General features: G+C 65.9%; 22 protein-coding genes. 10 read left to right on the forward strand and 12 right to left on the reverse strand.

The window, feature by feature from the left end:
- Positions 1-32 precede the first annotated feature (32 nt).
- On the forward strand, positions 33-419 hold the full coding sequence (locus QJR12_RS01815; protein ID WP_300575496.1) for a nuclear transport factor 2 family protein: 387 nt from the start codon (positions 33-35) through the stop codon (positions 417-419).
- Positions 420-426: 7 nt separating this feature from the next.
- Here QJR12_RS01815 and QJR12_RS01820 read toward each other — a convergent pair whose 3' ends face one another.
- On the reverse strand, positions 427-804 hold the full coding sequence (locus tag QJR12_RS01820) for a DUF427 domain-containing protein (protein ID WP_300575498.1): 378 nt from the start codon (positions 802-804) through the stop codon (positions 427-429).
- Between the two features lie 300 nt (positions 805-1,104).
- Between QJR12_RS01820 and QJR12_RS01825 the strand changes: the two genes are divergently transcribed.
- Complete coding sequence (locus tag QJR12_RS01825; protein ID WP_300575500.1) at positions 1,105-2,877, forward strand: IS1634 family transposase; 1,773 nt, start codon at positions 1,105-1,107, stop codon at positions 2,875-2,877.
- Between the two features lie 252 nt (positions 2,878-3,129).
- Here QJR12_RS01825 and QJR12_RS01830 read toward each other — a convergent pair whose 3' ends face one another.
- From QJR12_RS01830 to QJR12_RS01845, 4 genes are all read right to left on the reverse strand, one after another.
- Positions 3,130-3,645 carry a hypothetical protein gene (locus tag QJR12_RS01830; protein ID WP_300575502.1) on the reverse strand — a complete coding sequence of 172 codons (516 nt, stop codon included), beginning with the start codon at positions 3,643-3,645 and terminating at the stop codon, positions 3,130-3,132.
- Positions 3,646-3,874: 229 nt separating this feature from the next.
- Complete coding sequence (locus QJR12_RS01835) at positions 3,875-4,267, reverse strand: hypothetical protein (protein WP_300575504.1); 393 nt, start codon at positions 4,265-4,267, stop codon at positions 3,875-3,877.
- A gap of 108 nt (positions 4,268-4,375) precedes the next feature.
- Entirely contained in the window at positions 4,376-5,605 is a 1,230-nt protein-coding gene (locus QJR12_RS01840) for a hypothetical protein (protein ID WP_300575506.1), read from the reverse strand.
- Positions 5,605-5,904, reverse strand: a complete 300-nt coding sequence (locus QJR12_RS01845; RefSeq protein ID WP_300575508.1) for a hypothetical protein — start codon at positions 5,902-5,904, stop codon at positions 5,605-5,607. Before QJR12_RS01845 ends, QJR12_RS01840 begins: the two co-directional genes overlap by 1 nt.
- Positions 5,905-6,039: 135 nt before the next feature.
- On the opposite strand from QJR12_RS01845, the gene msrA reads away from it, so the two are divergent.
- Both msrA and QJR12_RS01855 read left to right on the forward strand, forming a co-directional pair.
- Entirely contained in the window at positions 6,040-6,555 is a 516-nt protein-coding gene (msrA, locus tag QJR12_RS01850; protein WP_300575510.1) for a peptide-methionine (S)-S-oxide reductase MsrA, read from the forward strand.
- A gap of 96 nt (positions 6,556-6,651) precedes the next feature.
- Positions 6,652-7,065: a DUF6632 domain-containing protein gene (locus tag QJR12_RS01855; RefSeq protein WP_300575511.1), complete on the forward strand. Its 414-nt coding sequence runs from the start codon at positions 6,652-6,654 to the stop codon at positions 7,063-7,065.
- Between the two features lie 43 nt (positions 7,066-7,108).
- Here the strand turns inward: QJR12_RS01855 and QJR12_RS01860 are convergent, their stop codons facing one another.
- A complete protein-coding gene (locus QJR12_RS01860; protein ID WP_300575513.1) occupies positions 7,109-8,440 on the reverse strand; it encodes a cytochrome P450 in 1,332 nt (443 codons plus the stop codon).
- A gap of 108 nt (positions 8,441-8,548) precedes the next feature.
- Between QJR12_RS01860 and QJR12_RS01865 the strand changes: the two genes are divergently transcribed.
- Both QJR12_RS01865 and QJR12_RS01870 read left to right on the forward strand, forming a co-directional pair.
- Positions 8,549-9,151 (forward strand): TetR/AcrR family transcriptional regulator, encoded by a 603-nt coding sequence (locus QJR12_RS01865; protein ID WP_300575515.1) that lies wholly within the window; start codon positions 8,549-8,551, stop codon positions 9,149-9,151.
- 62 nt (positions 9,152-9,213) lie between these two features.
- Entirely contained in the window at positions 9,214-9,426 is a 213-nt protein-coding gene (locus tag QJR12_RS01870; RefSeq protein ID WP_300575517.1) for a TOBE domain-containing protein, read from the forward strand.
- A 21-nt stretch (positions 9,427-9,447) separates the two neighbouring features.
- Here the strand turns inward: QJR12_RS01870 and QJR12_RS01875 are convergent, their stop codons facing one another.
- On the reverse strand, positions 9,448-10,332 hold the full coding sequence (locus QJR12_RS01875) for an alpha/beta fold hydrolase (RefSeq protein ID WP_300575519.1): 885 nt from the start codon (positions 10,330-10,332) through the stop codon (positions 9,448-9,450).
- Between the two features lie 129 nt (positions 10,333-10,461).
- Here QJR12_RS01875 and QJR12_RS01880 point away from each other — a divergent pair, with 129 nt between their 5' ends.
- Together QJR12_RS01880 and QJR12_RS01885 are read left to right on the forward strand one after the other, a co-directional pair.
- Positions 10,462-11,259 carry a DUF427 domain-containing protein gene (locus QJR12_RS01880; RefSeq protein WP_300575521.1) on the forward strand — a complete coding sequence of 266 codons (798 nt, stop codon included), beginning with the start codon at positions 10,462-10,464 and terminating at the stop codon, positions 11,257-11,259.
- The gene (locus tag QJR12_RS01885; RefSeq protein ID WP_300575523.1) at positions 11,247-12,341 is read left to right on the forward strand and encodes a DUF4185 domain-containing protein; all 1,095 of its coding nucleotides are present in this window, start codon (positions 11,247-11,249) and stop codon (positions 12,339-12,341) included. Before QJR12_RS01880 ends, QJR12_RS01885 begins: the two co-directional genes overlap by 13 nt.
- Positions 12,342-12,399: 58 nt before the next feature.
- Here QJR12_RS01885 and QJR12_RS01890 read toward each other — a convergent pair whose 3' ends face one another.
- Positions 12,400-13,842 (reverse strand): carotenoid oxygenase family protein, encoded by a 1,443-nt coding sequence (locus QJR12_RS01890; protein WP_300575525.1) that lies wholly within the window; start codon positions 13,840-13,842, stop codon positions 12,400-12,402.
- 56 nt (positions 13,843-13,898) lie between these two features.
- On the opposite strand from QJR12_RS01890, the gene QJR12_RS01895 reads away from it, so the two are divergent.
- Positions 13,899-14,645, forward strand: a complete 747-nt coding sequence (locus QJR12_RS01895; RefSeq protein ID WP_300575527.1) for a TetR/AcrR family transcriptional regulator — start codon at positions 13,899-13,901, stop codon at positions 14,643-14,645.
- On the opposite strand, the gene QJR12_RS01900 is transcribed toward QJR12_RS01895, so the two are convergent.
- Both QJR12_RS01900 and QJR12_RS01905 read right to left on the reverse strand, forming a co-directional pair.
- Positions 14,555-15,160, reverse strand: a complete 606-nt coding sequence (locus QJR12_RS01900) for a GNAT family N-acetyltransferase (RefSeq protein WP_300575529.1) — start codon at positions 15,158-15,160, stop codon at positions 14,555-14,557. The genes QJR12_RS01895 and QJR12_RS01900 overlap by 91 nt on opposite strands.
- A gap of 147 nt (positions 15,161-15,307) precedes the next feature.
- Positions 15,308-15,763, reverse strand: coding sequence for a MaoC family dehydratase (locus tag QJR12_RS01905; protein WP_300575531.1), 456 nt, complete (start codon positions 15,761-15,763; stop codon positions 15,308-15,310).
- 359 nt (positions 15,764-16,122) lie between these two features.
- On the opposite strand from QJR12_RS01905, the gene ag85C reads away from it, so the two are divergent.
- On the forward strand, positions 16,123-17,115 hold the full coding sequence (gene ag85C, locus QJR12_RS01910) for a diacylglycerol acyltransferase/mycolyltransferase Ag85C (protein WP_300575533.1): 993 nt from the start codon (positions 16,123-16,125) through the stop codon (positions 17,113-17,115).
- 114 nt (positions 17,116-17,229) lie between these two features.
- On the opposite strand, the gene QJR12_RS01915 is transcribed toward ag85C, so the two are convergent.
- Positions 17,230-18,570 (reverse strand): maltokinase, encoded by a 1,341-nt coding sequence (locus QJR12_RS01915; protein WP_300575535.1) that lies wholly within the window; start codon positions 18,568-18,570, stop codon positions 17,230-17,232.
- Positions 18,567-20,333 carry a maltose alpha-D-glucosyltransferase gene (gene treS, locus QJR12_RS01920; protein ID WP_300575537.1) on the reverse strand — a complete coding sequence of 589 codons (1,767 nt, stop codon included), beginning with the start codon at positions 20,331-20,333 and terminating at the stop codon, positions 18,567-18,569. The genes QJR12_RS01915 and treS overlap by 4 nt, the downstream gene beginning before the upstream one ends.
- Between the last annotated feature and the right edge of the window lie 47 nt (positions 20,334-20,380).

The raw sequence follows: 20,380 nt of genomic DNA on the forward strand, positions 1-20,380 counted from the left end.
GCAGGGCGACGCCAAGGTCGGGGACGGCGCCGATGACCACGCCGTTCGACAACCCACAGGCCGAACTGGCGTGGACATTCCTGCAATGCCTGTGCCAGGGTGGGGACGTCGACGAGTGTTTCGCGCTGCTCAGCGACGACTTCACCTACTGGAGCGCGGTGACCCGCACTGCGATCGACAAGGCCGCCCTGCGGCGGGAGATCGACCGGCACAATCGCCGCGTCGAGACCACCCTCGAGCTCATCCGTTGTGTCACCGACGGCGACAGCGTGGTCATCGAGGCGCAAAACGAGGGGGTCACCGCCGACGGCGTGCCTTACGCCAGCCCGTATGTCTTCCTCTTTGAAACCCGTGACGGCTTGATTCGCTCACTGCGGGAGTACAGCGATACCCGGCTGGCGGAAGAGGTGTTCGCTTAATCGCCGCTTACTCGGCGCTGAGGGTGATTTCGGCTTTGTCGGGGTAGAAGGCGACATGCCCGGCGATCGCCGCGACCGCAGGATGGGGCTGCTCATAGGTCCAGATCGCATCGTCGACGGTGCCCGCCGCGGTGGTCACACTGTAGTAGCGGGCTTCCCCCTTGAAGGGGCAGTACGTGGTGGTGTCGGTGCGCCGCAGCCTCTCTTGGACGACATCGTTCATCGGAATGTAGTGCACGGCAGGGTAACTGGACTCCTGCAACCGCAACGCCGCCGTGGTGTCGGCAACGAGTTCGCCGTTGACCCGCACCCGCACCCGCGCCGTGGTCGGTTCGATGGTGATCGGGTGCTCGGTGCCGGATTCCAAGACGATGCGATCGCTCATCTGCGACGTCTCCTTGAGCGTGCTTTACGTGTGGATTGCAGATGTAACGCCGATCGGCGGCAAACATTCCCGTGGTGCGTGACTCAGGCCGGCCCGAAGGCCAAGCCCACGGACGTGGTGTATGAGTTCGCTCGATCGCGTGACCCTTCGGGATGCAGTTTAGACCGAAGTTGCGGCGGGTCAGTTAGGCAATTTGGGGGTTGAGCTGGGGTCTGTGCGGGTTGGTCTGCCGAAGGTGTAGCCAGTGAATATGGTGTGTTGATGCTATTGATTGACGAGTTCGCCTTGTAATATTCAGTTATGGTCAAACCTGTGCGGATGCACGTAGCCCGGACTCCGAGCAAATATGTGGACAAGGCCGGCAACGTGCACCGCTATGAGTCGGTGCTGGTGCGTCGCACCTACCGCGACGGGACGAAGGTCCGCCACGAGACCCTGGCCAACCTGTCCAAGTTGCCCGCGGAGGTGATCGCCGCGATCGAGGCGACGCTGAAGGGACAGGTGATGGTGCCTGCCCAGTCGGCCTGCACCATCACCCGCTCGCTGCCGCACGGGCATGTGGCCGCAGTGGCGGCGATGGCGCGTCGGCTGGGGTTTCCGGCGCTCCTGGGTCCGGCGTGTCGATCCCGCGATCTGGTGCTGGGGTTGGTTATTTCGCGGGTGATCCGTCCGGCGTCCAAGCTGTCAACGTTGTCGCGGTGGGCCGATACCACCTTGGGGCCCGACCTGGACGTGGCTGGCGCCTCCACCGATGAGGTGTATGCCGCGATGGACTGGCTGGCGAATCGTCAGGACGCGATCGAGAAGAAGCTGGCCGCTAAACACCTTGGGCCAGCGGCGAACCCGTCACGGATGGCGTTGTTCGATCTGACCAGCTCATGGGTGACCGGGCGGTGCTGTGAGCTGGCCGCCCATGGCTATTCCCGCGACGGCAAAAAGGGCCTGCCGCAGATCAACTACGGGGTGCTCACCGACCCGGCCGGACGCCCCGTGGCGGTGCGGGTGTTTTCCGGAGATACCGCCGACCCGGTCGCGTTCACCGACATCGTCGAGGTGCTGCGCGACACGTTCGGGTTGACCCGGCTGGTGCTGGTGGGGGATCGCGGCATGATCACCAGTGCACGCATCAGCGCACTGAGAGAGCTTAACACCGATGCGGGAACCGGTTTCGGGTGGATCACCGCCCTGCGTGCACCCCAGATCGCCACCCTGGCCGCCGACAAGGGACCGCTGCAGATGAGCCTGTTCGACACCCAAGATCTCGCCGAGATCGCCCACCCCGACTACCCCGGGGAACGGTTGATCGCCTGCCGCAACCCCGCCCTGGCCGCCGAGCGGGCCCGCAAACGCGCCGCGCTGCTAGCCGCCACCGAGGCCGACCTGGCCGCCATCGCCGAGCGGGTGGCCCGCGGCACCCTCAAGGGGGCAGGCAAGATCGGTGAAGCCGTTGGGCGGATCATCGTCAAACACAACGTGGGCAAGCATTTTCACCGCACCATCACCGACACCAGCTTCACCTACCAGCGTGACCAGGCCGGCATCGATGCCGAGGCCAGCCTCGATGGCATCTACGTGCTGCGCACCAGCGTCGACGCCGATACCCTCACCCCAGCAGCCGTGGTGGAAAGCTACAAAAACCTCGCCCACGTCGAGCGCGACTTCCGCAGCATCAAGGCCGATGATCTGGATCTGCGGCCCATCCATCACCGCCTCGATAAGCGTGTCCGCGCCCACGTGCTGATCTGCCTGCTGGCCTGCTACCTGGTCTGGCACCTGCGTAAAGCCTGGGCGTCGCTGACCTTCACCGACGAACACCCACCCGCCCGCGACAACCCCGTCGCGCCCGCACAACGCTCACCACAGGCCCAGGCCAAAGCCTCGACCCAGCACGACCCAGACGGTAACCCGCTGCGCAGCTTCCGCGGCCTGCTCGATCACCTAGCGACCCTGACCCGCAACGACATTCACTACCACGGCACCAACGCCACGGTACCCACACTGGCCGAACCCACCCCCGACCAACGCCGCGCCTTCGACCTTATCGGCACCCCCATCCCGCTGACCGCCGCGTAGCCAGAACCACGACCCCACACCACCAGCAAAAACCCACGTCAGCCACGAATCCACCCACCCAAACCGCCGCAACTTCGGTTTAGACGGGATGGGGGGCTGGGGCCCCGCTCGCATGTGAATGTAGGTTGCCGTCAAGTTGGTCGGTGAGGGCACCCGCGGTGATGTAGTTGTCGCAGGTTACACAGATATTGGCATACGGGCATGTGCCAGCGGCCGGATGGCGAGCACAGTAACCGTGAGCGACACGGGTTTTCAGCATCTCGCTGTGCAGACAGCTGATCTTGTCCGACAGGACGGGCCTGCCGACTGGATGAGGGTGAACTGGCGGCGCATCTTGCCCATCGCTTTGTCGTACGCGGCGCGTAGGGCGGGCGAGGCCAGGGTGGCGTCCAGCGTTGTCCCCGCTGGCAGCGCCCGCAGCGTTTTCTTCAGATAGCCCAGGATGGTGTCTTGGGCTTGTTGCTGGTGTTTCGGGATCACGGGGTGCTGTTTCCAGCCCGGCGGCGGTGGTGGATACACGTCTGGTCCTTCGATGATGGTTGCCCCGGTGGGGATGGGCGGGCCCAGCGGGCTTGAATGGGCGCACCCGCCGGCGAGCACCGCCGCCACCAGCACGACGACAGCGACGCGCACCCTGATGTTGTCCAGCGCCTTGTTTCCCGGGTTCCAGTAGCTGCTGTGGGCGTCGACGCTGGGCAGCCCCAGCGGCCCGGCGGGTCCCGGGTCGGCCTGCAGCCGGATCGCGCCGGAGGCGGCCGCGCCCACCACGGTGGACCCGTACCCAATGATTTTTCGTCGCTCCGTTAAGGAACGCCCATTGCAGCCTGCCGGACGAGGGATACCCGTTCCCTTGGACAGACTGTTGGTCACCGAACCACGAGGAGACGAGATGATGCGGTGGCACGCCGTTGGACGAGATCGGGTGAACACTTTATAGTCGAGGTGTCGCTGTCCCTCGGACGCAAGTGTGACCTCGCCTCACAATCCGCGCGACACATCATCGTGTATCAGCCACCCCTTCTTGCAGGGCTTGCGCGGCCTTTCGGCCCTCGTCGGTGAGTTTCATCCAGGCGTACCAAATCCAAGCCGACGGATCATCGTAACGGTTGAGATAGACCTCGGCGATCTTGCGCATCGACTCCTCAAGCGGCTCATTCCAGGGTTCCCACCGTCTGCCCTCACCCGTCATCGCACCGAGCACGAACAACCCGTCGCTGACCAGGGAGCGAATCACAGCCAGGGTTTCGTTTTGAATCTCCGCCAACGACGAGGACGGGTTCCACTGAGTCACAGTTGAAGAAACAGCAGCGAGGGGTAAGACATCATCCACAGCACCGAGTATCAGTTCTCGGCGTATGTCCTCGCGTGAGACCAGCTTCGATTCGGTCATTGATCCAGCTTAGCGAGGCGCACGCAGGTTGCCGGTGACAGAGCGCGGCAGCCTGAACTGTCCGACACGCCCTCTTGGAACCCGCCGCGTTTCCGGACGGGCAGCATATCAATGCCCGCTTGCGGGGCCTTCCATCCATTCGTCTTCGGGCGTCTCGCCAAGCCAGTGGGGGTGAGCGTGCGGAGGGGGCACCACGTGAGGACCGAAAGCCTGCCCGGGTGCACCGAAGATCGGAAGCCCCGGCTCAACAGGCGCTTTGGGTAACGGCTGAGCGGGAGCAGGTGCAGGGCCCGGAGCGGCAGGCGCTCGGGGCAAGGGCTGTCCAGGAGGAGGTTCGCCAGGCGCGCGAGCTGGTGGCTCTGGTGCCGCCTTGGGCGCGACCGGCGCACCGGGCGGAGCCGGGATGTTCGGCACACCACCCCTGGCGGTGTTGACGTGAACCTTCACGTATTTGTCATCGGGTGTGCGGATGTCGATGGTGGAGCCGTGGTCATCGCTTTCGCGAAACCCGACCCGTGTGCCGTCACTGAGTACAAATTCGTCCCCTGGGTAAGTGCTGCTCCCGTCGAACCCTTTTGCGTTTTTGGTCAGCCAATCCCAGAGGTTGCGAAGGTCGTGCTCGCTGCGAATCTCTTTAATGAACGAGGTGGTGCCTTGAGGGAGGTCTTTGATCGCCTCGCGTATGTCTTGAGCCGAGGGGGTGGACGGCTGCGGGGGCTGGTCGGGCCCGGTCTTCCAGTCAACGAGCTGAACATGCCCGTCACGCTTGCCGTACGGGGACCGCCCGGCACCGGGCGGCTCCTCGAACGTCAGGGTGCCCCAGCTCGCGGTCACCTCTTTAAGTTGGGCGGTCAGGCGCTGATCGTTGGCCACCAGCCCACCGACACGGTGGCGGATGAAGTTGGTGTGCGCCTCGGCTTGGGCTCGGCGCTCAACCAACTGCTCGCGCGTGGTGGACTCGCGGGTATCGGTGCAGCGGTAGTCCTCGGTCACCTCGAAGCCGTCGCGCTGCGCATCATCGACCGCCTCCTGCGCCAGACGCTGGCCGGCCTCCAGGATGTCTTGGCCGCGGCGGGCGATCGCCGCCGCGTCGGACAAGCCCCACACAAACGGGCGCGCCCGAAACACATCCATCTCGGCCTGGGTGATCGCCGCATCCCCAGCCGCGCCCTCCCACTCCACACCGCCGGGCGCGCGCACCTTGTGGGCCAGCTGCTCCAAGACGTGCTCGGCCTCCCCGCCGACGCGCTCACACCAGTCGGCGAAGCGCCCCAGGTGATTGAATGTCGAGGCCTTCAGCTCGGAGAGGGTGGGCCAGCCCCCCGGGACACCGGCCATCAGTGCGCCAGCCCGCGAAACCGGGCCGCGCCGTCGTCATCGGTTGCGGTGTAGGCGGTGCCCGCCGCGTGATAGTCAGCTCCGCGCGTGGCGATGCGCTGCGTCATGGCCACCACGTCTTTGCCCGCCGCCGCGGCGATATTTATGGTGCCGGTGTTGGATTGCCACGGCGAAGCGGCGACCGCCATGGGCACGGCAGCCGCGGCCAACTCGCCGCCGATCTTCTCGCATTCGTCGCCCAGCTGGTGCAGACCGGCTGCTCGCACCCTCAGTTGCCGGCCAGGGGTGTCGGCTGCCATGCATGGATGGCAGCGGCCCGCTCAAGCGGGCGCTCACCCGTTCGGTCATCACGGGTGCTGACGCTAGTCGCACGCCACGCGGTGGATGCGCCGATCCTCAGCCGGTAACCATTACGATGGCCGGAAGGGAGAAACATGACGGTGTACGGCAAGGCCATTCTCGCCGGCGGTTGTTTTTGGGGCATGCAGGACCTGATCCGCAGGCTGCCCGGCGTGGTGTCGACCCGGGTTGGCTATACCGGGGGCGATGTCCCCAACGCGACCTACCACAATCACGGCACACACGCCGAAGCGATCGAAATCGTCTATGACCCCGCCCGCATCGACTACCGCACCCTGCTGGAATTCTTCTTTCAGATCCACGACCCCACCACGAAGAACCGGCAGGGAAACGACGTCGGAACCAGCTACCGGTCGGCGATCTTCTACCTTGACGATGAGCAGAAGCGGATCGCGCTGCAAACTATCGCCGATGTCGACGCGTCGGGGCTTTGGCCCGGCAAGGTGGTGACCGAGGTCAGCCCGGCCGGGGAGTTTTGGGAAGCCGAGCCCGAGCACCAGGATTACCTGGAGCGTCACCCCGGCGGGTACACCTGCCATTACCCGCGGCCACACTGGAGGCTCCCACGGCAAGCTGCCGCCGAACGCTGACCGCAGCCGTCCGGCACCGCTCAATGGTGCACACCCCGGCGCCGGGGCCGTATACTGGCTCACCTCCCCAGGCTGCTGTTACGGAATGGGTACACGATGTCGGAGGACGGGAAAACCGCCCGGGCGCTGCTGCCGTTGCGCGTCGCGCTTCTGGTAATCGGGCTGTTTTTTATTTTCGGGATTTACGCTCAGGGCCAGATGCGGCCTTCCGCCTGGCGATGGGGCCACGGGCACTCGCATTACCCGTTGATGCTTCTCGGGATTTACGTCACACTCGGGGTCTTCCTGCTGGTCGCGGCGCGCAATCCGCTGGCCCACCGCAGCCTGATCTGGTTCACGGCGGTCTCGAGCATCGTGCACGGCGCCATCATGGCGGCCGAGGCGGTTGCCGACGCGACCGAGCGGGCGCACTTTACCGGTGACGTGGCGACGCTGCTCGTCATCGGGGTGGTGCTGGCGTGGTTAATGGCCCGCGCCGAACTACCGAGACACGCGAAAACACCCACCTGATCGGCGCTCACCCCAGTCCGAACCCGCCGAAGCGGCCCGGATCTCAGCGGTGGCGCCGATGCACCGCGATACGCCCGCCGTTTTTCGGTGTGAAGGCAACGCCACGGGCGTGCCAGTTCTCCCCTGGTGCGGTAGTCGTTTCAATAGTGAAGTACCGCAGCACGGTTCGCAGTACCACGTCCATCTCCATGGCGGCGAACGCGGCTCCCACACAGCGGCGGGTCCCGCCGCCGAACGGAATCCACCCAAAGGCCGGTGGCTTGGTCCCGAGGTAGCGCTGCGGGTCGAATCGCTCGGGGTCGACGAACACGTCGGGGTTGGCGTGTATTTGGGCGATGTTGACCACGACCGAATAGCCCCGGGGAATAACCCATTCGCCAAGCTGGTACCCGGGCGCGATGACACGCCGCCCGGAGAAATCGATGACCGTTCGCGCCCGCTGTACTTCCAGTATCGCCGCCCGGCGCAGCTCGTCGGCGTCGGTGGCGGCCTCCGCGGCCAGCGCCGCCAGCACGTCCGGGTGGCGGCTCAGCCGTTCGAACGCCCAGGCCAAGGTCGCCGCGGTCGTTTCGTGCCCGGCCGCCAGCAGTGTCAGCAACTCGTCACCAATGTCCTTGCGCGACATGGTTGAGCCATCCTCATACGTGCTGCGCAGCAGCAGCGCCAGGATGTCGGTGCGCTCCGCGAAGTGCGGGTCCGCGCGCTCGCCCTCGATCAGCTTGTCGACGACGATGTCATACCTGCGCCGCCGCTCGGCCAACCGTCCCCAGGGGCTGTAACGGCCACAGGTCCGCGCCGGCCTCGGGAGCGCGGCCAGCCGCGAACCCAGGGTGACCCACGGCGGGATCAGCCGCCGTAGCTCGTCAAGCTCGGCGCCGCCGGCACCAAACACCGCGCGCAGGATGACGTTGAGCGTGATGCGCATCATTGACGGCAGCGTGGCGAACTGCGTGCCGTCGGGCCAGCCGGCGGTCTCGCGCAGCGTCTCTTCCTCGACGATGCTTTCAAAGCTCTTGACGCTCCTGCCGTGAAACGGCGGTGCCAGCAGCCGCCGCCGGCGGCGGTGGTCGTCGCCGTCGAGCGCGAACACCGAACCCGACCCGAGCAACCGGCTCAGGTTGGGCTGGATATTGCCGAGATCCTCCGGGCCGGTGGTGAAGATCTGCTTGGCCAGCTGCGGGTCGGCGACCACGACGGTGCGGCCCCAAATGGGCAGATCCACGGTGAAAACATCGCCGTAGCGGCGCGCCAGCGATCGCATGGTATGCCGCCGTGACATCAAGAACGCCGCTCCCAGGACCGCTTTGGGGATCCGGACTCCCGGCGGCAACACGGTTGCCGGCAACACCGGCACGGCGGTGACTGCGTCAGTCATCACGACTCCCGACAGCGACGTGGTACGGCGGTGTACCAGGTTTCCCAGGTACGGTACTCTCTAGTACCAGACTTGACAAGCGTTGACTCCCCCGAAGGGGGCGCGGTCATGACAGCGGTGCCCGCCGACCGTCCCAGCGACGTCGATCCGTTTCGGCGACGGCTGCTCGACGGGCTGGCCGCGTCGATCAGCGAGCGCGGATACCGCGCCACCACCGTGGCCCACATCGTGCGTCATGCCCGCACCTCCAAGCGCACCTTCTACGACCGGTTCGCCGGCAAGGAGCAGTGCTTCCTCGAGTTGCTCCGTGCCGAAACCGAGAGGCTGGCCGAAAATATCCGGTCCGCGGTCGATCCCGACGCCGACTGGCGTCACCAGATCCGTCAGGCGCTGGAGGCCTACGTCGGCACCATCGAGTCCCGTCCGGCGATCACATTGAGCTGGATCCGTGACTTGCCCTCGCTGGGTGCGGCGGCGCGTCCCGTGCAGCGCGATGGGTTGCGGTTGTTGACAGACCTGCTGATCGAGCTCAGCGGCAGCCCCGGCTTTCGCCGGGCGAGCCTGCCGCCACTGACGGCGCCGTCGGCGGTGATCCTGCTGGGTGGGCTGCGGGAACTGACCGCGCTCGCCGTGGAAGACGGCAAAAACGTCCGCGAGATCGTCGAGCCGGCGCTCGACGCATGCCGTGCGCTGCTCGGCCCTCGACGCTGAGCCGCGACACCGGCCACGCTCGTGGCTAGGCTCGACTTGGTTGCGGCGATTGGAGGACTGCGATGCGGCTATCGACCCGAAATCAGCTTAAGGGGACCATCTCCGAGGTGGACCTCGGCAGTGTGATGGCCATTGTGAAGGTGCGGCTCGACGGCGGTGACCAGGTCGTCACGTCGTCGCTCACCAGGGATGCGGCGGTTGAACTCGGCCTCAAGGCCGGTCAGCCCGCCACGGTGTTCATCAAATCCACCGAGGTGACGATCGGCGTGGAATGACGTGCCCAAAGGCGGGCCGCGTCAGCCCCGCAGGAAGCTGCGGACCCGGTCCAACACCAGATCGGGTCGCTGCTCGACAATCCAGTGGCCGACACCGTCGACTAACTCGAGCTCGAAATCGGTTGCCCACCGCGAATATCCGCGTAGCAGATCCGGCGTGATCACCGGGTCACCGGTGCCGTGCAGCCAGCGCACCGGGACGTCGACCCGCGCGTCTGCGTATTCACCGCGCAACCAGCGCAGCGCCTCGGTGGTCAAAAAGCTGCGATACCAGCGTGACCCGGCCGCCGCATGTCCGGGTTCGCGCATGCACTGGGCGTAGATCCGGACATCCTCGTCGGGAAGCGTGAATCCGGAACCCGCCCACACCATCAGCAGCCGCGAGTAACGCGCGCCGGGACGGGCGATCAGGCGGGGGCCGAGGACCGGAAGTGCGATCGGGATCTGATACCAAAACCGCCACAGCTGCCGCAGCATCCTCAGGTCGCGCATCGTGCGGGGGGCCACGGTGTTCAGCCCGAAGAAGCCGCGCACTTTCGCCGGGTGGCGCACCATCATGATGAAGGAGACCGGCCCGCCCCAGTCGTGGGCGATCAGTTTCACCGGCCCCACACCCAGCCGATCCAACACGACCGCCAGGTCCTCGGCCATGTCGCTCTTCAGGTAACGCGAACGCGGCGCCGAACTCCAGCCCGCCCCACGCAGATCCGGGCACAGCACGCGATAGCCGTCGGCGGCCAACGGCCCGATCAGCGGGTGCCACTGCCACCAGTTCTGCGGAAAGCCGTGGACCGGCATCACCGCCGGCCCGTCCGCAGGACCGGCGTCCGCGACGTGAATCGTGACACCGCCACCCAGATCCACAAACCTGTGCTCAACGCCCTGCAGGGCCGGCATAGTGACCATGGGGTGAGAACTTAGCGGATGCCCGCCCGCGGAAGCACCATGCGGGCTCGCACAGATCACCACCGCCGGCGTACCGGGCAACCCGGCAAACCCACTAGCCGAGCCGTTGACAAGGCGTCAGGATAAGGCATGGGCGTCAGGATGGCCGATCTGCTCGGCGGTACGCGGGATGCCCTGCGCTATGAACCCACCGAGAAGCGGCTACGCGTGTACCTCGCCGGCGAGCTGATCGCGCAGACCGGTGCCGGGCGGCTGGTCTGGGAACCGGGCCGCGTGGTCCCGACATACGCGGTACCGGAATCGGATGTCGTGGCGCGGTTGGAACCTGCCGGCGTCGTGGCGGACCCCGGCGGAAAACCACCGCGGTATCCGACGGCCGCAGCGGCTGCGCACGCCTGCGCGGGCGAGGTGCTCGACGTTATTGCCGGCAGCGGGGCCAGGCGCACCGCGGCGGCGTTCCGGCCGGCGGATCCCGACCTGGCCGGCTATGTGGTGCTCGACTTCGGCGCGTTCGACTGGCGCGAAGAAGACGAGCCCATCATCGCGCACCCGCACGACCCGTTCACCCGTATCGACATCCTCGCCAGCAGCCGACACGTCCGCATCGAGTTGGACGGGCGGCTGCTGGCCGAGTCGTCGCGGCCGCTGTTGCTGTTCGAGACGTTACTGCCGGTCCGGTTCTATCTGCCACGTAGCGACGTCGTCGTTCACCTTGAGCCGAGCGACACCGTCACCTACTGCGCATACAAGGGACGGGCGTCCTACTTCTCGGTGCCCGACGGCCCGTCGGATGTGGCCTGGACGTACCACGAGCCGCTGCATGATGCCGAGCCGGTGCGAGACCGCATCGCCTTCTTCGACGAGCGGGTGGACGTCATCGTCGACGGCGAGCGCCGACAGCGCCCGGTGACGGCGTGGTCAGGCTGACAGTGGCCGGCTCGCGTCGACGCGCGGTCGGCAAGCTCGCCGACATCACGGGTCCCGGGCTCACCGACCGGTGGGGTGTGACGTGCGCTGACCTGGGCGCGTCGGTACTGGCGCTCAACGGCGCGCTGGTATCGGTGTTCGGAGACACATTCTCCGGCAACAAAGTTGGTGATGGCGACTGGCGTTCGCCGGTCATGCTTATCGGCACCGGGGACGCCGATCATCAGATCAGCTACCAGCGCGCCGGGGGCGACGACCCCGGTTACGCGCGCCAGCTCTGGCATTACCCGCACCGCACCGGCTTCTCCGGCCGGGCGCGCCGCGGGATCAGCACGGTAATCCCCTCGGATCTGCTGCGGGTGGAAGACGCGCTGTACCTGCACGCGATCGTCAACCGCGGTTTCGGCAACGTCGTCTGGACGGAGATCTGGCGATCGGATGACTGTGGTATCTCCTGGCACCATTTGGGTGAGCGGGCGAAATTTCCGGGTGGCCTGCATCGCGGTTATGCACAGTGCTGGTCGTGGGATTACGACCCTGACGACGGCTGGGTATATGTCGTCTCGACCGGGTTTCAGCGCGACAAGGGCATCGTCCTCAGGCGGGTGCGTCCCGCCGATCTCGGCGACATGTCGAAATACTCGGGGTGGGGCTATGCCGACCGTCGATGGTCGTGGGGCAACGAGCCGACCCCGATCACGCCCGATGGCGAAACGTGGGGCGAGTTGTCGTTGCGACGGCTGGCTGCGGGGAAGTGGATCCTCGGCGGATTTCTGTCATCGCAGTACGCATTGGGCTATCGGGTCATCCACTCCCCCACCGATGTGTCTGAGGCGACGCTGCAGCTGCCGGTTCTGGGGTCGGCGTGGAACGCCGAGGACCACCACAACAATCGGGTCGCACAGTTATACGGCGGATATGTCCTTCCGGGCTCGCGATTGGATGTCGCCGGCGGCGTCGGCCTGGTGGTGTCGCAGTGGAACACCGCACACGGCTGGCCCTACCGAGCGATGCAATTCCGCGCGACGCTGCGTGATACCACCCAGTCCGGTCGCGAACAGCCGGACTCGGTCAACCGGTAACCGCAGCCATCGATCGGGCTGTCTGCGCTGTTCGTCCGTGACGCGTGTTAGTTAGCCGTCAGGCGGTGTCGGGAATCCAGTTGCCGTGGAATCCGGCGGGCACCCGATGCGGCAACGCGACGCTGGCGATGGTCTGCAGGGTTTGGGCGTCGAGGATGGCCAGTTCGCTGCGATCGGTAGGCCGGTCGTAGAGGTAGCCCATGAGCACACCGTCGTCCTCCGCGGCGTCAGCCGATGAGGGACAGAAGATAAACTCGCCCAGCACTTTTCCGGGACCAAACGAACGCGACTGGGTGCTGCCGCGGACGAAATCGTGCTTGAGCAACGCATCGCCGTCGTGCGCATCCACGCCGAACATGGGGGCATACCCATAGCGATACCGCTTGCCCACGAGGCGCTCGTCGATGCGGGGGAACTCCTGTCCGCGTTCGTCGAAGCGCGTCTCGCGCACCTTCCCGTCGCTAAAATCCACCGTCCAGCGCTCCAGGGTGGGCGGGCCCTCGTTGGGCCCGCGGTGGTCGGTGTCGAACATCTTCGGGTGTCGCACCACATCCAGAACAATGGTGTCGCCGTCGTCGTAGGCGTTCATCGGGTGAAAGACGTAACACGGTTGAACGTCGAACCAGCGAACATCGGCGTTACCGCCGTCGCGGGGCATCACCCCGATGCGCGCCGGGTAGTTCGGGTTCCAGGAGTAGGGAAGCCGCCGGTCAGAGTCGTTTCGGACCCGTTGGCGCGCGGCGATCGGATCCGGGATGCGAACCCGGCCGATCAACGCCGAGAGCACCAGCCGCGCGGGCAGGCGCAGGCCGGCCGGCACGCTCATGGCCGCGGCTTGTCGGGCGTCGAAGGTGACCGGCAGGTCGTAGAACACCACGTGGCGCTGCGTCAGGGAGAAGTCGTGCATCATCGGACTGCCGGCCACCTCCACGTCGACGATGCGCCGTGCCCGACCGTCGACCCCGATCACCGAGTACTGCACGGTGTTGCCGCGGTTCATGCTGTAGGAGACCGCGTGCAGCTCACCGGTGTCGGGGTCGCGTTTGGGGTGGGCGGTGTAGCCGCCGGTCAGCGTGCCGTCGAAGTCGCAGACGCCGACGGTGTCCAACTCGTCGGTGAGCTCGTAGTTGGCGATGCCGCCCTCGATCAGCGCGATGATCTTGCCGGCGTGGCCGATGACGTTGGTGTTGGCACCGATATTCGCCGGCCCGAAATGCCCGGCCGGTGGCCGTTCGCCCAACGCCCGGGCCGCCAGTGGGGCGCGCACCCAGCGGTTGCGGTACCACCGCGCCTTGCCGTCACGCAGGCGGATGCCATGCACCATGCCGTCGCCCACAAACCAGTGATAGAGCTCGGGATCGACCTCCCCGATCGGGTTGGGTCCATTGCGCAGATACCGCCCGTTGAGGTACTCCGGGATCGTCCCGCTGACCGGGAGGTCGGTGAGGGTGTACTCCTCGCTGATCGGGGCGAACTCGCCCTCGAGGTAGCGGTTCGTCATCGCGGCTCCTATAACGGTGTTATGCCGATAGTTAGGTATAACACGGTTATGGCAGGATGGCAACCGTGAGCGGCGGCCCGCGCGAGCGGCTGATCGAGGCGGGAATTCGTCTGCTGGAGCGAGAGGGCCCGCAGGCGCTGCAGGCGCGAAAGGTGGCCGCGGAGATCGGCGCCTCGACGATGGCGGTCTACACCCATTTCGGGGGAATGACCGGCCTGCTCGATGCGATCGCCGGCGAGGCATTCGCGCGCTTTGCGCAAGCCCTCACCGAGATCCCCCGGACCGAGGATCCGGTGGCGGACTTCTTCGCCATGGGCGCCGCCTACCGCCGCTTCGCGCTGGCCCACCCGCAGCGCTATCAGCTCATCTTCGGCATCTCCTCACCGGAGACGATCACCCGAAAACGCACCGATCTCACGGTCACCGGCAGCGTCACCGGCGGTGCAAGCCGGGCGGCCTCGTTCGAAGCGCTGCTGAGCGTGGTGCGCCGGATGATCGCGGCGGGCCGCATCCGCGACGACGGTGAGTTGGCGATCGCCGGGCGACTGTGGAGTCTCATCCATGGAGCGGTGATGCTGGAGATCGCCGGGTTTTTCGGACACGAAGGCCACGGACTCACTCAGATCCTCGGGCCGATGACCGTTGACCTACTCGTCGGCATGGGCGACGACCGTGCCAAAACGATCGCCTCGATGCTCGCGGCGGCCGATAGCTACCGGGGTGCCCGCCACATCGGCCACAGCGGCGGACCACCGCCGGGAAGCACGATCTCCCCGACGACGGTAAAGCCGAAACGCTCGTAGTACGGGACATTTTCGGGTTTACTCGACTCCAGATAGGCCGGACAGTGTTCGGCGTCGCACCGATCAAGCCGGGAGCGCATCAAGGCTTGCCCGAATCCCTGCCCGCGCACCGTCGTGTCGCTTCCGATGACCGCCAGATACCAGTGCGGTTCTTCGGGGTGGTGACGGTCGAGCACTGCTATCGTGTCGCGCGCCACCGCCAACCGAAACCCGAACGCGGCGATGAGCGCCGGCAACATCGCCAACTGCGCGCGCGCAGACTGCTGCCATCGGTTGGGCGGATCCCACAGCGCCGCAGCGCCGATTACCGGACCGTCACAGGCTATCTCCACGCCGCCGCCGGAAAGATGGTGGTGCCGTGTCAGCGTCGCGAACAAGCGCGGCAGGCGCGCCTTGCGTGATCCCGCGTCGGGCATCATCCAGGCCGCGACCGGGTCGTCGTAGAACGCCCTCCCTAAAACGCGGGACAGCCCGCGGATATCGGCTTTCCGTGCCGGGCGCGTCTGAATACTCACCCGGCCAGGTTAGCGACGCCCGCACCACGACCACCAGCGAAGCTAAGGGCCGGGACCGCCGGGCAGGCACTGCCTGGGCCCGGATGAGCGCGGACACCGCCGGGTTGAGAAGATCAGAATCATCCGAATCATTGCAGAAGATCAGACTCAGAAGAGGTAGCGGACGATGCTCTCGGCGACACACGCCGGCTTGCTCGACCCTTCGACCTCGACGGTGGTCGACAGCGTCGCCTGTACCGCACCGTCACCGACGTCCGCGACGTCGACGAGCGAACTCTGGGCGCGCACCCTGGCGCCGACCGGCACCGGCGCCGGAAAACGAACCTTGTTCAGCCCGTAATTGATGGCGAGCTTGATGCCGTTGACCGCATATATCTGCTGCCAAAACCGCGGTAGCAGCGACAGCGTCAAGAAACCGTGCGCGATGGTCCGCCCGAACGGTCCGTTGGCCGCTTTCACCGGGTCCACGTGGATCCATTGGTGATCCCCGGTCACCTCGGCGAACCGATCGACATCCTCCTGGGTGATGGCCACCCAGTCGCTCTCTCCAATGCGCTGGCCCTTGGCCGCGGCGAGATCAGCGGCTGACTCGAAGGTACGCATGGGTTTCTCCTTTGCTCACACGCGGCATCGGCGCGCCACATCACCCGTGAAGGAGCCGGCCAATTGACCGGCAATCGACCGGCCGATTGACCGGCAATTGCCGGCAATCGAATCTAACCGGCCGCATACCGGCCGGCCAAGGGTGTCGTCACCGCGAACGGGCGTCGTCCGCTGTGGGCGAGCGCCGCGCGGCTGCTTGTGGGGCCGCCTGAGTCCGCACCGTCTCCGAATCGTTAGCCAACCGCGATCCGTGGTTTCGGCGGTGACAACCCGAAGACGTGGCGGCGCTGTGTTTGACTGCCGAAGAACCACATTCGGCCGCATCCTGCGGCCGATGACAGTTGGGATGGGTGGGAGCTATGAAGTTCGTTGAAAGGTTGCGCGGCACCGCGGCCGGCTTGCCGCGCCGGCTGATGATCGCCGCCGTCGGGGCTGCCTTGTTGCCCGGTCTGCTGGGAGCCGTCGGCGCTTCGGCGACCGCGGGCGCCTTCTCCAAGCCCGGCCTGCCGGTCGAATACCTGCAGGTCCCCTCGCCGTCGATGGGCCGCAACATCAAGGTGCAGTTTCAGGGCGGCGGGCCGCACGGCGTCTATCTCCTCGACGGCCTGCGCGCCCAGGACGACTACAACGGCTGGGACATCAACACACCGGCGTTCGAGGAGTACTACAAGTCGGGCCTGTCGGTGATCATGCCGGTCGGCGGGCAGTCCAGCTTCTACACCGACTGGTACCAGCCGTCGCAGGGTAATGGCCAAAACTACACGTACAAATGGGAAACGTTTCTTACCAGGGAGCTACCGCCGTGGCTGCAAGCCAACAAGGGGGTCTCGCCGACCGGCAATGCCGTGGTGGGCCTGTCGATGTCGGGCGGTCCCGCGCTGATCCTTGCCGCCTACTACCCGCAGCAGTTCCCTTACGCCGCATCGCTTTCGGGCTTTTTAAACCCGTCTGAAGGATGGTGGCCGACCCTGATCGGCCTGGCGATGAACGATTCCGGCGGCTACAACGCCAACAGCATGTGGGGGCCGACAAGTGATCCGGCCTGGAAACGCAACGACCCGATGGTCCAGATTCCCCGGCTGGTCGCCAACAACACCCGCATCTGGATCTACTGCGGCAACGGCACCCCCAACGACCTCGGTGGCGACAATATGCCGGCCAAGTTCCTGGAAAGCTTCACCCTGCGCACCAACGAAAGCTTCAGGGACAACTATCTCGCCGCCGGCGGGCGCAACGGGGTGTTCAACTTCCCGGCCAACGGGACGCATTCCTGGCCGTACTGGAACGAGCAGCTGGTTGCGATGAAACCCGACATCCAGCGGGTTCTCAATAGTGCGCCTAACCCGGCCTGATGCCCGCCCGACATCGGCGGCAGCGCATCCGGGCGCTGCCGCCGATGTTTTCGTCCTGCATTTCGCTGCTGCGGGCCATCGGTGCCCGCGCCGGTAACCCCGCCCGGGCCTGGCCTATTGATCTCCGCACAGCCGGCCGATCGCCCGCAGCGGGATGGGCAGCCACCCGGGTCGATGCCGCGACTCATAGCCCGCTTCATAGACCGCCTTGTCCAGTTCGTAGGCGGCCAGCAGCAACGGCGAATCCCGCGGGTCGACCCCCGCCCCGGCCGTGTAGCCATCGCAGAACGCGGTGCTGTTGCGCTGCACCCATTCCCGGGCGCGCGCAGCCAGCTGCTTGTCGGGGATCTGGTCCACCAGCGGCCCGTAGGCCGCGTAGTCGTAGGACCGTAACACCCCGGCGACGTCGCGCAGCGGCGAATCCGGCGCCCGCCGCTCGCTCAACGGCTGGCCCGGCTCGCCCTCAAAGTCGATCAGCAGCCAGGTCTCCGGGGTACGCAGCACCTGTCCCAGGTGCAGGTCCCCGTGCACGCGCTGAACGGTGATCGTCTCGTCGGCAAGCTTTTGGAATCGCTGTTCGATGGCGGGGACGTACGGCTCCAGCTGCGGCACCGCCGCCGCCGTCGAGAACAGCCGGCCCAGCATGGTGTCGATCGGGAACGCGACCTGCGCGGTGCCCAGTTGATCGGCCAGGGTGGCATGCACCGAGGCGACCGCTTCCCCGAGCCGATAGGACTCAGCGGCGAAATCACCGCCCACCTCATGGGCGTACAGATCCCCCTCGGCGAACAAGTCACGCACGCTCGCGGTGGCCATCGCCCACCCCTCCGCCGCGTTCGCCGCGTATGCCGTCAGCATGCCCAACGCGTAACGGGTGGCCCCGGCATCGCCCCCCAGCAGCGCCTCATAGGAGCCGAGCAGCCGCGCCACGTGCGGATTGCCCGCCCGGGCGAGCACCCGGTTTAGTTCGATGTCGGGATTGATACCGCCGGTGACCCGGCGATACACCTTGAGAATGGCCTGTTGCTCGAAGATCACGCTGGTGTTGGTCTGCTCGGCTTCGGCCACCCAGGACTCCGTGTCCAAGGGCAGCACGACATCCGGCTCCTTGGTGAACGTCACCGCACCGCGCACCGCCGACGAGTCCATCAACGACAGCAGGTATTGAGCCGCGGCCGGCTCGTAGAGTGCGTCGTGGGCGGTGCGGTCCCGGTCCGCGCCGATGGTGGCGATCGCGGTGTACTCCGCGATGGGTCCGGAACTCCAACTGATGATCACCTGGTAGCGCTCCGACGAACCGTCGGTGTACCCGACATCGAGCAGCACCAGATCGAGGTCCTCACGAAGGGCGACGACGACACCGGGTTCGACACGCGACAGTTCCCGACCCCGTCCGGCATACCAACGTTGCTGTGGCAACCATTCTGACCAGGGCAGATTGGCTGGCGAACTCATGGCGTCTCCTCGGCGGCGCTCAACTGGAACCAGTAGAACCCGTGCCCCGGCAGTGTCAGCAGATACGGCAGGTGGCCGATGCGCGGAAACTCCACCTGCCCGGTCAACTCCACCGGGGTGTACCCGTTCCAGTGCTGCAGGTTCAGTTCGATGGGCTGTGGAAAGCGTGACAGATTGTTGACGCACAGCACCGTGTCCCCCGCGGTCTCGCGCACATACGCCAGCACCGAGGGGTTCGAGCCGCCCAGTTCACGAAACGACCCGACGGCAAATGCGTCATGCCGACGGCGCACCGCCAGCATGGTGCGGGTCCAGTTAAGCAGCGACGTCGAGGTGGCGATTTGCGCCTCGACGTTCACGGCCTGGTAGCCGTACACCGGATCCTGGCTGGGCGGCAGGTAAAGCCTGCCGGGGTTGGCGCTGGAAAAGCCGGCGTTGCGATCCGGCGTCCACTGCATCGGCGTGCGCACCCCATCCCGATCACCCAACCAGATGACATCACCCATGCCGATTTCGTCCCCGTAGTAAATGACCGGTGAACCGGGCAGGGAAAGCAGCAGCGCGGTAAACAGCTGGATCTGGTTCCGGTCGTTTTCCAGCAGTGGGGCCAGCCGGCGGCGAATGCCGACATTCGCCTTCATCCGAGGATCCTTGGCGTACTCGGAGTACATGTAGTCGCGTTCTTCGTCGGTGACCATCTCCAGCGTCAACTCGTCGTGGTTGCGCAAAAAGATTCCCCATTGGGCCATCTCGGGGATCGGCGGGGTCTGCGCCATGATTTCCGAAATCGGGAAACGCGACTCACGACGGACCGCCATGAAAATGCGTGGCATCAAAGGAAAATGAAACGCCATGTGGCATTCGTCGCCGCCGGTGTCGGGGTCACCGAAGTACTCGACAACATCGGAAGGCCACTGATTGGCCTCGGCGAGCAGCACCCGACCCGGAAATTCGTCGTCGACCACTTTGCGAACCCGTTTGAGGAACGCATGCGTCTCGGGAAGGTTCTCGCAGTTGGTGCCCTCACGTTCGAAGAGATAGGGAACGGCGTCCAGCCGGAACCCGTCGATTCCCAGGTCGAGCCAGAAGCGGATCACGTCAAGCATCGCCTCTTGCACGGCCGGATTGTCGTAGTTCAGGTCGGGTTGGTGCGAAAAGAACCGGTGCCAGTAGAACTGGCGGCGAACCGGATCGAACGTCCAGTTGGACTCTTCGGTGTCGACGAAGATGACCCGCGCATCGGCGTACTTGTCGCTGGTGTCACTCCACACGTAGAAATCCCCGTAGGGCCCGTCGGGGTCGCGCCGGGACTCCTGAAACCACGGGTGGGTGTCGGAGGTGTGGTTCATCACCAGATCGGTGATCACCCGGATGCCCCGCCGGTGCGCGGCGTCGACCAGCGCGACAAAATCGTCGACGGTGCCGAATTCCGGCAACACCTTGTAGAAGTCGCGGATGTCATAGCCGCCGTCCCGCAGCGGGGAGTCGTAGAACGGGGGCAGCCAGATGCAGTCGATGCCGAGCCACTTCAGATAGTCGAGCTTATCGATCAACCCCGGCAAGTCACCGGAACCGTCGGCGTTGGCGTCGTAGAACGCCCGCACCAACACCTCGTAGAACACCGCGCGCTTGAACCAGGCCGGGTCGGCGGGCAGAGCGGCGGCATCGGCGAAGTCGTCGGCGCTGGGATGCTCGACCACGCCGCCTTCGACGTGGCTGCCGTCCGCCGGATCGTGTCCGACGCTATCCGCTGCGTGGTCCATCAACGTCCACGATGCCACGATCACCCGCGACCGGGCACCCAATCACG

The sequence above is a fragment of the Mycobacterium sp. genome (assembly GCF_029961025.1).
Classification (GTDB): domain Bacteria; phylum Actinomycetota; class Actinomycetes; order Mycobacteriales; family Mycobacteriaceae; genus Mycobacterium.